This window comes from Kosakonia sp. (assembly GCF_032052965.1).
Classification (GTDB): domain Bacteria; phylum Pseudomonadota; class Gammaproteobacteria; order Enterobacterales; family Enterobacteriaceae; genus Kosakonia.
Genome location: NZ_DAMBVN010000009.1, coordinates 152530 through 167224 on the forward strand (window position 1 = coordinate 152530; position 14695 = coordinate 167224).

A 14695-nucleotide genomic window follows, 5' to 3' on the forward strand; every position below is an offset into this window, starting at 1 on the left:
TATTATTCCGGTATCCGATGCGTCAGGGACTCAAGAATGTCAGCGTTGAGCTCGTCATAAACGTTGTTCCACAGACCCGGTGCAAAGCCCACAAAAATGACGCTGCCAGGCATCGGCTCGACATGGCGTCGGTTCCAGTAAGCAACAGGCACTTTCTGCGTCAGGCCTGTGGGATAAACCACCCACGCATAGCTACGTTCGGCACCGCTCAGCAAGCTCATCTCATCCAGATAACTCACCACGTCCCGCCCTGGCGTGAACGGCTTTTTACCCGGACTGCTAATCAACCCCACCACCGTAATCGTGGTGGGGTGCGGCCCAACCCACAGGGAGTATTCGCCCTGCAGCGGACGGTTTGAGAGACGATGCAGACGAATATAATCCGGATCGAGCGGCACAATCTGACGCCCGGTGATTTTCATATCCTCTAACTGACGACGCAGAGAGATGATTGCCGCAGCATCGTCACCGCCTTCGTCGGCGGCAACCGTACTTAAGCGAGCCAGCAATGCCTGGTGGCGCGCCTGCTGTTCGACAGTTGCCTGACGTTCGCTCACCACCGCACCGGGCCACCAACTGTTCGCCAGCCGGGGCTGCCCGACCAGGTCACTTAAGTGTTCGGCATTAGTGAGTTTTTTCGGGCTGGCGTCTCCGGACATGTAAACATCCACACTGCCGGCTGCCAGAGCCAACGGTGAAAAGAGCGTTAAAAGCAGCGGAAGCAAAATACGTGTTTTCATTATTTTGCCGCCTTAATCAGGGTCATTCTCACCGGGAACCAGCCAGCACCCAGATATTGCACCGACTGGCGAATAAGCCCGTCCTCATCCACCCAATAGCGGTTGCGCCAGCTTTTCTGATCCGTGGTGACGTCTTCATCCAGAATGCGTACCGTCGTAACATCGCTGGCCACTTTGACAGTGTCCGTGCCGTTCCAGCGGAACTCAGAACGCGCAGTGGCGTAGCGTACCTGGCTGTGTTCGGTCCAGCCCATGGTGCGCGTCCAGCTGGCACCGTCCACAATCTGATTCGGTTTGGCGAGCGGGTCGGAACCCAGGTTATTCACTTCAATTAAGTTATCGCCGCCGAGCTTATCGCCGCCCAGCTGCGTTTTTACAATCCGTGAGTGCTGTGTCACAACAACGGCCTGATCCTGTGTCACCCATTTCTGCTGCCCGTTTTCTGCGAAAGCGAGCACCACAAACAACTGCGGGCCATCGTTAATCTGCATGTACTGGCTGGCGTAAGGCATATTCAGCAGTTCGTCATCCGTCAGATGAACACCAGGGGTACCAAACACACTATTCCAAAGCGACGTTCCCAGGCCTTTAATCGGGCCAGAACATGCCTGAAGGAGCAGGCAAAGCAAAATGATTCCAGGTCGCTTCACGACTCTTCTCCGAAAGGGGCGAAATAACCACACCGAAGTGTGGTTATAGTTAATGTCCCCGTGATTAACGGGTACTGGTTGTTGTGGTGGTCGTGGTTCCGGTGTTGGAGCCATCACCGCCACCGACTGCCGCAAGAGCGACACCCGCCGCAGAGCCTACGGTGCTGACGCTCGTCGCTGCAGAACTGCCTGCAGAGATAGAGGTCGCCGCCGACCCTGCTGCTTCACCGATTTGCACCGGTGCCGCGAAGGCAGACGTAGCCGCAAGTGCGGATATGGCAAAAATGCCATACAGGACTTTTTTCATATCAATTTCCCTTCATTGAATGAATGGAGATTTACCTGAAAAAGCTCAGGCGAGATCGAGTATACACAACTAAAGCAGATGAATTACGCCTCGGGAAATAGGCGGATGCGTTTTAGGAAAATTGGTATCTGGTGAGGTTTAAGAAAAGAATTGAAGAATAAATGTGATATTTATCAAATAATTAAATTATCACAGAAACATGACGCAATGAGGCTAGTCCTAAAATTTATAGCAATGATTGATGGCCTTGCTGCCATTTTCAGATAAACCTGATCAACCATTTCGCCATGAACAAATCCGCTCGTTCTTTATCATTTATCCGTAATAAAAATATCAATATTGGCTTTGCTTATATATGTCAAAGACAACGCCGCCAATATTTCTGGCGGCGTTTAATATACGGCAAAAAAAGCGCCGCCGGAGCGACGCTTTACCGATTAACCGCGCCAGGACTTGTAGCGGTTAATCAGGCCATTGGTTGAACTGTCGTGGCTGGAAACGGCGCTGGTATCGCCCAACTCCGGCAGAATGCGGTTCGCCAGCTGTTTACCCAGTTCAACCCCCCACTGATCAAAGGTGAAGATGTTGAGGATTGCGCCCTGAGTGAAGATTTTGTGCTCATACAGCGCAATCAACGCACCGAGGCTAAACGGGGTGATTTCGCGCAACAGGATAGAGTTGGTCGGGCGGTTGCCTTCAAAGACTTTGAACGGCACGACGTGATTCAGCTGAGCCGGATCTTTACCCTGATCGCGATACTCCTGCTCTACCACGTCGCGGGATTTACCGAACGCCAGCGCTTCGGTCTGAGCAAAGAAGTTAGACAGCAGCTTCTGATGATGATCGGAAAGCGCGTTATGGGTTTTTGCCGGGGCGATAAAATCGCACGGCACCATTTTGGTCCCCTGATGGATCAACTGATAGAACGCGTGCTGACCATTGGTGCCCGGTTCACCCCAGATAATAGGACCAGTCTGGTAATCCACCGCGTTGCCATTACGGTCAACGTACTTGCCGTTGGACTCCATGTTGCCCTGCTGGAAGTAAGCTGCAAAGCGGTGCATATACTGGTCATACGGCAGGATAGCTTCGGTTTCGGCACCAAAGAAGTTGTTGTACCAGATACCAATCAGCGCCAGCAGTACCGGCAGGTTTTTCTCAAGCGGGGTGGTGGAGAAGTGCTTGTCCATCGCGTGCGCACCGGAGAGCAGCTCCACGAAGTTGTCATAGCCCACAGAGAGAATGATCGACAGACCAATAGCGGACCACAAAGAGTAACGACCGCCAACCCAGTCCCAAAATTCGAACATGTTTGCAGTGTCGATACCAAACTCGCCCACCGCTTTCGCGTTGGTAGAGAGCGCCGCAAAGTGTTTCGCCACATGTTTATTATCACCCGCGGTTTTCAGGAACCAGTCACGCGCACTGTGGGCGTTGGTCATGGTTTCCTGCGTGGTGAACGTCTTAGAAGCCACCAGGAACAGGGTGGTTTCCGGGTTCACTTTTTTCAGCACTTCGGCGATATGGGTGCCGTCGACGTTAGAAACAAAGTGCATATTCAGATGGTTTTTGTACGGACGCAGCGCTTCGGTCACCATAAACGGGCCAAGGTCAGAACCGCCGATACCGATGTTCACCACGTCGGTGATCGGCTTGCCGGTGTAACCTTTCCACGCACCGGAGATGATCGCTTCAGAGAAGGATTTCATCTTCTCCAGCACCGCGTTCACTTCTGGCATAACGTCTTTGCCATCAACCACAATCGGGGTATTGCTACGGTTACGCAGCGCAACGTGCAGCACCGCGCGATCTTCCGTGCGGTTGATTTTCTCACCAGAGAACATGGACTTGATGGCGCCAGCCAGTTCTGTCTCTTTTGCCAGCGCCAGTAAGGCGTTCAGCGTCTCTTCGGTAATGCGGTTTTTGGAAAAATCCACCAGCATTAAATCGTCGAACGTTGCGGAAAACTTCGTGAAGCGATCATTATCTTTCGCGAAAAGATCAGCGATCGTAACGTCCTTCATGTCAGCGTAATGTTTCTGTAATGCCTGCCAGGCAGAGGTCTGCGTTGGATTGATGTTTTTCATAGCAATACTCTTCTGATTTGAGAATTGTGACTGCGGTCGATTGTAGCGCCTGCCAGGGAAAATTGTGATGGTTTTTGTTTCGCACCCGGTGCGCAATGCGCAAAACGCCCGCAATAAGCGGGACATTTGCACACAACATAAGGCATTTTACTGATCCCCAAAGCACCATGAAAAATCCGCATAATCCCGTCGTTGACAGCGTACCCGCTGACGCTTTATTTATAACGGCACACTCCGCGCGTACGCGGCGTAAATTGAGTTGTATTACCGAGCCGTAAAAGGCAAAGGTACTTATTACCAGCGTATTTCGCGCATTTCGTCAGCAGCAAGGCGGCAACTGAGCGCATCTCCAGGAACTTACATCGGTAAGTGACTGGGGTAAGCGAAGGCAGCCAACACCGCTGCGGCGCGAAAGGCGAAGGTAATAGCCAGAAGAGGCGCGTTGCCCAGGTACACGGTGTTCGAAGTGCCAGACTAAAGACGACACCTGAGGGGGAGCAACGCCGAGATAACAACACGCCTGGCAGCGCTTGTTATCGGCTACAGAGGCTGAATCCTCTGGGTTGTCACCAGAAACGTTCCCAGTCGGGCGTTTCGCAAGGTGGAGCACTTCTGGGGAAAACGTAGTTGCTTTGATATCTGCGCCCACCCCGTTTTTCGCTCTTCCCTTGTGCCATGGCTGAAATAGTGGATCCCCTGACACGAGGTTGTTATGTCTAATTTAGTTGTCGCCAAATTCGGCGGCACCAGCGTTGCCAATTACGATGCCATGAACCGCAGTGCGGACGTGGTCCTGTCCGATTCACAGGTACGCCTGGTGGTGCTTTCTGCTTCCGCTGGCGTGACGAATCTGCTGGTCGCTCTGGCAGAAGGCCTGGAAGCCAGCGAGCGTTTCGTCAAGCTCGACGCCATTCGCAAAATTCAGTTTGATATCCTCGAACAGCTCTCGAACCCGGATGTGATCCGTGAAGAGATCGAACGCCTGCTGGAAAATATCACCACACTCGCCGAAGCCGCCTCTCTGGCAACCTCTACCGCGTTGACCGACGAACTGGTTAGCCACGGGGAGTTGATGTCGACCCTGCTGTTTGTTGAAGTGCTGCGCGAACGTAACGTGCAGGCACAGTGGTTTGACGTGCGCAAAGTGATGCGCACCAGCGATCGTTTCGGCCGTGCCGAGCCGGATGTTGCCGCACTGGCGGAACTGGCCTCTGCGCAACTGGCTCCACGCCTTAGCGACAGCCTGGTCGTGACACAAGGGTTTATTGGTAGCGAGGCCAAAGGGCGCACCACCACGCTGGGCCGCGGCGGTAGCGACTACACCGCCGCCCTGCTGGGTGAAGCGCTGCACGCCACGCGCGTGGATATCTGGACGGACGTGCCTGGCATCTACACCACCGATCCTCGCGTGGTGCCAGCGGCAAAACGCATTGATGAAATCGCCTTTGAAGAAGCAGCAGAGATGGCGACCTTTGGCGCGAAAGTGCTGCATCCTGCCACATTGTTGCCAGCTGTTCGCAGCGACATTCCGGTGTTTGTTGGCTCCAGTAAAGATCCTAAAGCGGGCGGCACACTGGTCTGCAATAAAACGACCAATCCACCGCTGTTCCGTGCCCTGGCGTTGCGCCGCAAACAGACGCTGCTGACGCTACACAGCCTCAATATGTTGCACTCCCGTGGTTTCCTGGCAGAGGTGTTCGGGATTCTGGCGCGGCACAATATCTCCGTTGACCTTATCACCACGTCCGAAGTCAGCGTCGCACTGACGCTGGATACCACCGGATCCACCTCAACGGGTGATACTTTGCTGACGCAGGCGCTGCTAACCGAGCTGTCCTCATTGTGCCGCGTGGAAGTGGAAGAGAACCTGGCGCTGGTTGCGCTGATCGGCAACGATTTGTCGAAAGCCTGCGGCGTGGGTAAAGAGGTCTTTGGGGTGCTGGATCCGTTTAATATCCGCATGATCTGCTACGGTGCCTCCAGCCATAACCTGTGCTTCCTTGTGCCGGGGGCAGAAGCCGAGCAGGTGGTGCAGAAGTTGCACCATAATCTGTTCGAGTAAGCCTTGCCGGATAATGGTTTTGCTTTATCTGGCCTGCGCAGACTGCAGGCCAGATAAGCTCAACACGCCATACCTTACGTCATGCCATTACCGTCTGATACAGCAACCGATCGAGTTCGCTTACCTTACCGCTACGGCTTTCCGGCAGTGTTTCCGGCTCTTCGCCTCGCGCCAGCTCATGCTGGATAAAGGCATGCAACAGTGGCCGACGCGCGCCATATTGCGCCTCTCCTGCCCGCTGTTTTATCGCTAACAGGTCGTCGATTTCCGCGCGTAATGGCATGCCCAAATCGCTGCCGTCCAGCAAAGTGGCAAAACGCATCGGCGGCATGCCTTTTCCGGCTTCTATCCATCGCACGGCCAACAACGGGCGCAGCACGTAGAAGTATTTCTTGAGCCGTACCTGCTCATCCTGCAAATAGTCGCGAAAGTTTTTCTTTGCCATCGAATAGTAATGCCAGCGTGCTCTCACCGGGGAGAACCAGTGCGGCACCTGAGCACGCAGCGCGGCCAGCGTGGCGTCATCCTGCAGGTAAACAACCGGCGAATCCAGCCACTCTATCAGGGTCGGGTTGGCCCCCTTCAGCAACCCCAGCGCTTTTCGCCACTCCCAGCCGCACACGTCCAGTTCAGCGTCTATGGGCAGCTCTATCACATCACGTTGTGGTTCAACGCGCAGGTACCACTGCGGTTGATGCACATATAAAAAACGCACATCGTAGTCGCTGTCCGGGGAGGCAAAGCCCCACCCGCGACTGCCGGATTCGCAGGCATACAGCACTTTCACGCCATATTTCTGCTCAACCTCGTGTAAAACCTGCCGCACACGCTCGCGCATTGCGGCATCAACACTGTGAAACGCCATACCTTTTATCCTTTTACACACACCACCTGGCGCAGGGTATGCACCACTTCCACCAGCGAGGCTTGCGCCGTCATCACGGCATCAATATCTTTATAAGCCATGGGGATCTCATCGATCACATCGCTATCTTTGCGGCATTCCACATGCGCCGTTGCACGGATCTGGTCTTCTACGGTAAAGCGTTTCTTTGCTGCCGTACGGCTCATTGTTCGACCTGCGCCGTGGCTGCACGAACAGAAGCTCTCTTCATTTCCCAGACCGCGCACGATAAAACTCTTTGCGCCCATCGAACCAGGAATAATACCCATCTGGCCTTTCTGAGCGGAAACCGCCCCTTTACGCGTCACCAGGATCTCTTCACCAAAGTGCGTCTCTTTTTGCACATAGTTATGATGGCAATTGACGGCTTCCTGCTGCGTCATAAACGGTTTGCTGACAATGCGCGACAGCGCAGCAAGCACGCGCGACATCATCACTTCGCGGTTATGACGGGCAAAATCTTGCGCCCATTCCACCGCCTCCAGGTAGTCGTCGTAATGCTGACTCCCTTCCTGGAAGTAGGCCAGGTTTCGGTCCGGCAGGTTGGCGATATGCTGCTGCATATCCTGCTGGGCCAGCGTGATAAACACATTGCCAATGGCATTCCCCACGCCACGCGAACCGCTGTGCAACATCACCCATACCCGCTGTTGCTCATCCAGGCACACTTCAATGAAGTGGTTACCGGTACCCAATGTTCCCAGGTGCTGGTAGTTATTGGTTTTTACCAATCCGGGATATTTATCCGTCAATCGCTTAAAGCGCGGCGCCAGTTGCGCCCAGTGGTTATCCACTTCCTCTGGCGGTGTTTCCCACGCCCCTTTATCACGTTTCGATCGGTTAACTGAACGCCCGTGCGGCACCGCCTGCTCAATGGCGCTACGCAACCCGCTCAGGTTATCCGGCAGATCGTTTGCCAGCAGCGACGTGCGTACGGCAATCATTCCACAGCCAATATCCACGCCAACCGCCGCCGGGATAATCGCCCCTTTGGTCGGGATCACGCTGCCAATGGTCGAGCCTTTCCCGAGATGGACATCCGGCATTACCGCCAGATGTTTGAAGATAAATGGCATTTTGGCTGTATTCAGCAACTGGTCGCGCGCCTCCGGCTCCACCGGTACGCCGTGCGTCCACATTTTTACTGGCGCGGTATTGGCCTGCGCCAGCAGTTGATAATCGTTATGCTGCATCATGATTTCCTTTAATATTCACAAGGCCATGCAATACCTGGTCCAGACCACCGAAGACCGAGATCTTATCGATGCGTTCCGCCACACGCTCCAGGGTTTCCATCTCTTTCAGTCGCAGGGCGACCGGGTTGCTTTCCATTACTTTCGCCGTGTTCAGCAAGGAACGAGTGGCGGCGGTCTCCTCCCGACGGCGGATCACGTTGGCCTGCGCCGTTTTTTCTGCTTCGACCAGGCGAGACAAAATGGCTTTCATCTCACCAGGCAGAATGATGTCTTTCACCCCCAGCGATGCCACTTCAATGCCAAACGCCGCCATGCGGTTCGCTACCTGCAGGCTGACCACATCATCAATAATCTGCTTGTCTTCCAACAGTTCATCCAGCGTGCGGGTACCCACCGCTTCACGCAGCGCAAATTGCAACTCGCGGTAGAGGTGATCCAGTGGTTTACTCAATTGCGCAAATGCGCTCAGCACGTCGGTATAACGCCAGTTCGCCGCCAGGTTCAGACGCAACGTGACTTTGTCTTTCGTCAGGATCTCCTGACCGCTCACTTCAAGTACCTGCAAACGCAGATCCACCACTTCGGCCTCAACCAGATGGTTCACTTTCCAGTAACCGCTTAACCCAGCCGGTAACAGCGCCTGCGTGACGCCATCAACTTTCAGCACCCCGGCATGCCAGGCCGGCACCTGCACCGCCAGAATTGCGTCGCGCCCTTTTACCGTCGCGCCACGTTTTGGTTGTAACACTGCATTGAGGATCTCTGCGGGCACGCTCACATCACGGGTGCTCATGCGCACCAACTTCAGGGTATCATCCGCTTTCCAGTACAGACGGCGCGTCGACGGCGGCAAAATCTCCTGCAGTGCGCCGTTCAGATACAGCGCGCCCGCTTCATCATCCTGCATATCCGCAACCAGGCAAAAACGGTCTACCCATTCCGGCTGAAAGCGGCGCAAATACTCCGCCAGCCCTTCGGCTACTTCGCTGCCGTCAATATTGACCACCAGCACCTGGGGTTTATTGAACCACGGCAGGCGGTGTTCTCCGGCTTCCAGCACCGCGTAGTAGTCGCCCTCTTTTGCCAGTAAACCTAACTGACCTTTACGTATTGTGATTTTATTGGTCATAACGCTTTCCTTAAATTGTTTTGCCTTAACGACCGCGGATGCAGGGGCGAAACCACAGGGGAAACACTGTTTTGCCTGCGGCCCGGCGCCGTTACCGGCGGTCGTCGGGGGTAGCCCTGAACAACGGGCTACCGGGTACTGCATCATGGTTATCTGCATAGATAATTGGTTGCGATTCGGGATTCGAACCCGAGAGAAAACCGACTTCTCGCATAGGTCTTTCCACTGACGGAACGCCCCTGCGGAAAACGACACTCGCCGTTCCCGGTGCGCCGGCGGGTAAACAACTCCCTGCTAACCAGTGTGCTGACAGGATAGTTATTGCCAGAAGTGTGCCAAAATAAAAAAATGGTGCGTTATTTTTCTTAATTAATTGAATATTAATATTTTTATTTTTCTAACTGATTAACTTCATTGCAGCGGAAGACATTCTTTTTTATCCTTTATTATCGCTTTTTATCTTTTGGGATAATCATGAAACGTCGGGTAGTGATTGGTGTTCTCGGTACCGTGCTGGATAAGCGCGGTAAAAGACAGAATCGTTTTCGCAAATGGCGACCCACAGTCGGCCTGTGTCAACAACCGGACTTGCCGGTGGACCGGCTGGAGTTGCTGCACCAACCACGCGATGAAGGGCTGGCCCAGCAGACCGCGGATGACATCACACAACTCTCCCCGCAGACTCAAGTGCGTAAGCATGCAGTGATGATTAAAAATCCGTGGGATTTCGAGGAGGTGTATGCCGCATTCCTCGATTTTGCGACCCACTACCCTTTCGACACCGAGAATGAAGAGTACCTGGTGCATATCACCACCGGGACGCACGTCGCGCAGATCTGCTGGTTCCTGCTGACCGAAGCGCGCTACCTTCCCGCCAGCCTGTTACAAACCGGCCCGGCGGCAAAAGGTGCGTCTGACGAGGCCATTGCTGCCGGTGTCTGTTCGGTCATCGACCTGGATTTGAGCCGCTACGCGACGCTGACCAGCCGTTTTCAGCGTGAACAGCAGCAGTCGGTGTCGTTTCTGAAATCCGGCATTGATACCCGCAACGCCACCTTTAACCGGCTGATCGATCAAATCGAGCGCGTCGCACTGCGATCGACTGCGCCGATCCTGCTGACCGGGCCAACCGGCGCCGGAAAGTCGTTTCTCGCCAAACGTATCTTCCAGTTGCGCCAGTCCCGGCACCTCGTGCAAGGGCGACTGGTCGCGGTGAACTGCGCCACGCTGCGCGGCGATAACGCCATGTCAACGCTGTTTGGCCATGTGAAGGGAGCATTTACCGGCGCGCAGCAGGCGCGTACCGGTTTGCTGCGCGAAGCCGATGGCGGCGTACTGTTTCTGGATGAGATTGCCGAACTGGGGCTGGATGAACAGGCTATGCTGCTGAAAGCCGTTGAAGAAAAGACTTTTTTCCCATTCGGTTCTGATAAAGAGGTCCACAGCGACTTTCAACTGATCGCCGGGACGCACCGCAATATGCAACAGTGGGTCGAGGAAGGTCGCTTCCGCGAAGATCTCTTTGCCCGTATTAATATGTGGACTTTCGCGCTACCGGGGCTGGCTGAGCGCCGGGAAGATATCGCCCCCAATATTGAGTACGAACTGCAACGCTTCTCCGCTGAGCAACAAACACAAATCCGTTTTGATAAAGGCGCGCGCGAGCGCTATTTGAGTTTTGCGTGTTCACCGCATGCCGCCTGGCGCGGCAACTTCCGTGAGCTCAGCACCTCCATTGCACGCATGGCCACGCTGGCTGAGCAGGGGCGCATTACGGATGCGCTGGTTGACGAGGAGATTCAGCGGCTGGAGCATCACTGGCGCGGCGTACCGGTATCGGGATCGTCTGCGCTGGATTTCAGCACGCTCGATCTGTTCGATCAACGCCAGTTAGAAACGGTGATAGAAGTGTGCCGTCGATGCCAGACGTTGTCGGAAGCCGGACGTGAACTGTTTGCCGTTTCCCGGCAGAAAAAAGCCAACCCGAACGATGCCGATCGCCTGCGTAAATACCTTGCCCGCTTTGGCCTGAGCTGGGAGAGCCTGCACAGCGCAACATAAAACATCTTCATCATAATTTGTTTGAATAATATTCCTTAGCACGATAAACAATAACTATGGTCGGGCTCGATCCCGGCCTGTTTATAACAAAACACAACACAACGATCGCAAGGAATATCCCCATGCTCGCAACTCTCACGCGGCTGTTCCCGTTATGGGCACTGCTGCTCTCCGTTCTCGCTTACTTTTTCCCACCCACCTTTGTTGCTATTGGCCCGTGGGTCACGACGCTGCTGATGCTGATTATGTTCGGCATGGGTGTGCATCTGAAAATCGATGATTTTAAACGGGTCTTATCCCGCCCGGCACCGGTAGCTGCGGGGATTTTCTTGCACTATTTGGTGATGCCGTTGGCCGCATGGCTGCTGGCGCTGATTTTCAAAATGCCGCCCGACCTCTCCGCCGGGATGGTGCTTGTTGGCAGCGTTGCCAGTGGCACGGCGTCCAATGTAATGATTTTTCTGGCAAAAGGGGATGTTGCGTTGTCGGTGACCATCTCCTCTGTGTCGACGCTGGTTGGCGTGGTGGCGACACCGCTGCTGACACGCCTGTACGTGGATGCGCATGTTCAGGTCGATGTGATGGGCATGCTATTAAGTATTTTACAGATCGTGGTGATCCCCATTGGCCTGGGGCTGATTGTGCACCACCTGTTCCCTCGCCTGGTGAAAGCCGTTGAACCGTGGCTGCCCGCCTTTTCGATGGTCTGTATTCTTGCCATTATCAGTGCCGTGGTAGCGGGCTCTGCAGCGTATATTACGTCGGTTGGCCTGGTGGTGATCGCCGCCGTGATCCTGCATAACAGCATTGGGCTGCTCGGGGGTTACTGGGGCGGGCGGCTGTTTGGCTTCGATGAATCCACCTGCCGTACGCTGGCGATTGAAGTAGGCATGCAAAATTCAGGTCTGGCTGCCGCACTGGGTAAGATCTACTTCTCTCCGCTTGCTGCGCTGCCTGGCGCGCTATTCTCCGTCTGGCACAATCTTTCCGGCTCGCTGCTGGCGGGTTACTGGTCTGGTAAACCGGTCGATCAGCGCAACGTTGAAGCAGTAAAAGCGCGTTAATTCACGTGGGTTAATGCCGGATAACCGTGCGTTATCCGGCACCGTCATCGTCGTTTATCCTCTGGCTCCCTCCCAATGAGAGAGCGCTTTCATTTGCAGTTTTTGCCTTTCCTGTAGACAGTCATATTGTCTTTTTAAAAATTTTGGGACTACGCAATGAAATCTGAAGCCACGCCTTACAGACGCCGCCTGAATATTTTTATGCTGACTTCTGTGCTGATTGTCACCGTTGCAGGATATACGCCGACAACACACGCTGCAGACAGTAAACCTGTGAATATAGCGGTTTACAGAGGAGAAGCCGGTTGTGAGGGCTGCTCAGAAATGGTGGTCAAATCACTCGCTAAAACAGGTTTAAAACTGTCCATTAGCTACATAGGCGAGAACGAAAAGCTCAAGTTGAACCGCCACAACCTGAAAAATTTTGATTTGTATATTCAGCCCGGAGGCGGGCAGGACATCCCTGCAGCTTACGATGCGATAGGTGATGACGGCGCTGAAGCTATCCGTGATTTTGTGCGTTCTGGTAAAGGGTACCTTGGGCTGTGTATGGGTGCGTACCTGGCTGACAGAGACTGGATAGGGCTTATTAATGCCCCCCTTGACTCAGAGGTTGGCAGACCAGGTGCCGATGCCCACAACGAAGGGGATTACACGCTGTCGGTAAAATGGGATGGTAAGAAAGAATCTTTTTACTATCAGGATGGCCCCTTTCTGAGTAACAGCACTGGGAGCCCTGGCTATACCCCCATCGCTTATTACAACAATGGAGACGTTGCAATGGCGGCCTATGCCTATGGAAAAGGGAACGTTGTGCTTACCGGGCCTCATCCTGAAGCGGATGAGAGCTGGATTGATGCCAGTAAACCCGGCTACATCCCCGCACAAAGTAAAATGACACGCCTGCTGAATTATTTAGCCATCGCGAAAGAGTAACCTCGCGCACCGACGGCTTGAATACCAGGGATTCGACAAGCGGGTTCATATTGAGCAAACGCGTGTACTTATTCTGAATAACTGCCCGTCGCTAAGGCGTCAGGCCAATTTTGCACAAAATAATAATCTGCAGCTATCGCAGCAATACATAACGCTGGCGGCAAGACTGCCGATAACCGGATCAGTCTAACTTTTTCCGGTAAAACTGATGCGTATGCCCTCCCTTAAACACATTTTTTCTCTGAGCCGCCTGCGTTCGTCCGCTTCCTATAACGCGCTGTGCAAGAACAAGCCTGTCATTGAATTCAGCCCGGAGGGGATAATACATAAGGCCAGCCCACTTTTTCTTTCCACTATGGGATACCGTGCTGATGAAATCATCGGTCATCACCATCGGATATTTTGCCCGCCTTCGCTGGTTAACTCCCCGGACTACAGCCAGTTCTGGCAGCGTCTCGCCAGGGGAGAAAGCTTTAGCGGCAAGTATCTGCGGCTTGCCAGGGGAAATCGTCCTGTATGGCTTGAAGCCAGTTATATCCCCGTGACCGATCGACGTGGCCGGGTGACAAGGGTCATTAAAATAGCGGCCGATATTTCAGAACGCGTACATGTCGCGCTTGAGCAGGAAGCCATCGTCAATGCTATTGGCCGCTCGATGGCGATCATCGCCTTTAACCCGGAAGGGGTCGTGCTCGAGGCAAATGAAAACTTCCTGAAGACCACGGGGTATAAACGGGAAGACGTTGTCGGTAAACATCACCGGCTGTTCTGTTCAGAAACACTTTATAAAAGTGACGAATACCGGCAGTTTTGGGAAAAGCTGAATCAGGGCGAGTTTTTTTCCGGCGAGTTTCCACGCCTTAACCGTCGGGGAGAGCCTCTGTGGCTCCGTGCAACCTATAACCCGGTCTTTAATAGCGACGGGCAGCTTTACAAAATCGTGAAGTTTGCGACAGATGTAACGGCACAGGTTCTGCGTAATCAGAGAGAGCAGGAAGCGGCAGTGCATGCATGGGATATGGCCGTGCAGACCCGTGGAAGCGCGCAGGCAGGTGCCAGTGTTATCGAAAACAGCATCCGGATGATTGACAGGATCGCGCAGGGGATGGGGGCCGTGTCGACCGATGTATCACGGCTTAATGATCAGTCTGACAGTATTGACGGTATGGTTGAAACCATCCGAAGCTTTGCCATGCAGACAAGACTGATTGCCCTGAATGCCGCGATTGAAGCGGCAAGGGCGGGTACCTACGGAAGAAGTTTTGCTGTTGTTGCGGCAGAAGTGCGTACGCTCGCCGCGAGCGTCAGTAGCGCGACCGAAGAAATTGAGCGGGTTGTGGCGAGCAACAATCAGCTGGCTAAAGAGGTGCTTAATGGCATTGAAAACAGCCTGATGAACACCACTGAAGGCGCTGCTCTCATGCGTGAAGCGGGTGAAGTAATCGCCAGCATTCAGGAAAATGCAGAAGGCGTTGTGAGTGCGGTGAATGATGTCGCCCAGTCTGTGAAAGCCGGTTAACGACAAACCGGCTCCGACAACCGGAATTATGTGCCGCTGC

General features: G+C 54.0%; 12 protein-coding genes and 1 riboswitch. Of the genes, 5 read left to right on the forward strand and 7 right to left on the reverse strand.

The features are described from left to right. Positions 1-2: 2 nt before the first annotated feature. From RTX30_RS13240 to pgi, 4 genes are all read right to left on the reverse strand, one after another. Positions 3-740 (reverse strand): capsule biosynthesis GfcC D2 domain-containing protein, encoded by a 738-nt coding sequence (locus RTX30_RS13240; protein ID WP_312690462.1) that lies wholly within the window; start codon positions 738-740, stop codon positions 3-5. Further along, positions 740-1390 (reverse strand): YjbF family lipoprotein, encoded by a 651-nt coding sequence (locus RTX30_RS13245; RefSeq protein ID WP_312690464.1) that lies wholly within the window; start codon positions 1388-1390, stop codon positions 740-742. Before RTX30_RS13245 ends, RTX30_RS13240 begins: the two co-directional genes overlap by 1 nt. 64 nt (positions 1391-1454) lie before the next feature. Beyond that, the gene (gene yjbE / locus RTX30_RS13250; protein ID WP_312690466.1) at positions 1455-1697 is read right to left on the reverse strand and encodes an exopolysaccharide production protein YjbE; all 243 of its coding nucleotides are present in this window, start codon (positions 1695-1697) and stop codon (positions 1455-1457) included. 437 nt (positions 1698-2134) lie between these two features. Further along, positions 2135-3784: a glucose-6-phosphate isomerase gene (pgi, locus tag RTX30_RS13255; RefSeq protein ID WP_312690468.1), complete on the reverse strand. Its 1650-nt coding sequence runs from the start codon at positions 3782-3784 to the stop codon at positions 2135-2137. Positions 3785-4208: 424 nt separating this feature from the next. Continuing rightward, positions 4209-4404: riboswitch (Lysine riboswitch) on the forward strand. Between the two features lie 92 nt (positions 4405-4496). Between pgi and lysC the strand changes: the two genes are divergently transcribed. Beyond that, positions 4497-5846 carry a lysine-sensitive aspartokinase 3 gene (gene lysC, locus RTX30_RS13260; protein ID WP_312690469.1) on the forward strand — a complete coding sequence of 450 codons (1350 nt, stop codon included), beginning with the start codon at positions 4497-4499 and terminating at the stop codon, positions 5844-5846. 79 nt (positions 5847-5925) lie between these two features. Here lysC and RTX30_RS13265 read toward each other — a convergent pair whose 3' ends face one another. Genes RTX30_RS13265 through RTX30_RS13275 form a run of 3 tightly spaced genes read right to left on the reverse strand, consistent with a single transcriptional unit; the run spans position 5926 to position 9075 of the window. Beyond that, on the reverse strand, positions 5926-6711 hold the full coding sequence (locus tag RTX30_RS13265) for a nucleotidyltransferase domain-containing protein (protein WP_312690470.1): 786 nt from the start codon (positions 6709-6711) through the stop codon (positions 5926-5928). Between the two features lie 5 nt (positions 6712-6716). Next, complete coding sequence (locus RTX30_RS13270; protein ID WP_312690518.1) at positions 6717-7943, reverse strand: RtcB family protein; 1227 nt, start codon at positions 7941-7943, stop codon at positions 6717-6719. After that, positions 7933-9075 carry a slipin family protein gene (locus tag RTX30_RS13275; protein WP_312690472.1) on the reverse strand — a complete coding sequence of 381 codons (1143 nt, stop codon included), beginning with the start codon at positions 9073-9075 and terminating at the stop codon, positions 7933-7935. Before RTX30_RS13275 ends, RTX30_RS13270 begins: the two co-directional genes overlap by 11 nt. Positions 9076-9546: 471 nt before the next feature. On the opposite strand from RTX30_RS13275, the gene rtcR reads away from it, so the two are divergent. The 4 genes from rtcR to RTX30_RS13295 all read left to right on the forward strand — a co-directional run bounded on the left by rtcR (position 9547) and on the right by RTX30_RS13295 (position 14655). Beyond that, positions 9547-11136 carry an RNA repair transcriptional activator RtcR gene (gene rtcR, locus RTX30_RS13280; RefSeq protein ID WP_312690520.1) on the forward strand — a complete coding sequence of 530 codons (1590 nt, stop codon included), beginning with the start codon at positions 9547-9549 and terminating at the stop codon, positions 11134-11136. A 122-nt stretch (positions 11137-11258) separates the two neighbouring features. Further along, complete coding sequence (gene panS, locus RTX30_RS13285; RefSeq protein ID WP_312690474.1) at positions 11259-12200, forward strand: ketopantoate/pantoate/pantothenate transporter PanS; 942 nt, start codon at positions 11259-11261, stop codon at positions 12198-12200. 156 nt (positions 12201-12356) lie between these two features. Then, a complete protein-coding gene (locus tag RTX30_RS13290; protein WP_312690476.1) occupies positions 12357-13136 on the forward strand; it encodes a BPL-N domain-containing protein in 780 nt (259 codons plus the stop codon). A 214-nt stretch (positions 13137-13350) separates the two neighbouring features. Beyond that, on the forward strand, positions 13351-14655 hold the full coding sequence (locus tag RTX30_RS13295) for a methyl-accepting chemotaxis protein (RefSeq protein WP_409429818.1): 1305 nt from the start codon (positions 13351-13353) through the stop codon (positions 14653-14655). Positions 14656-14695: the final 40 nt, after the last annotated feature.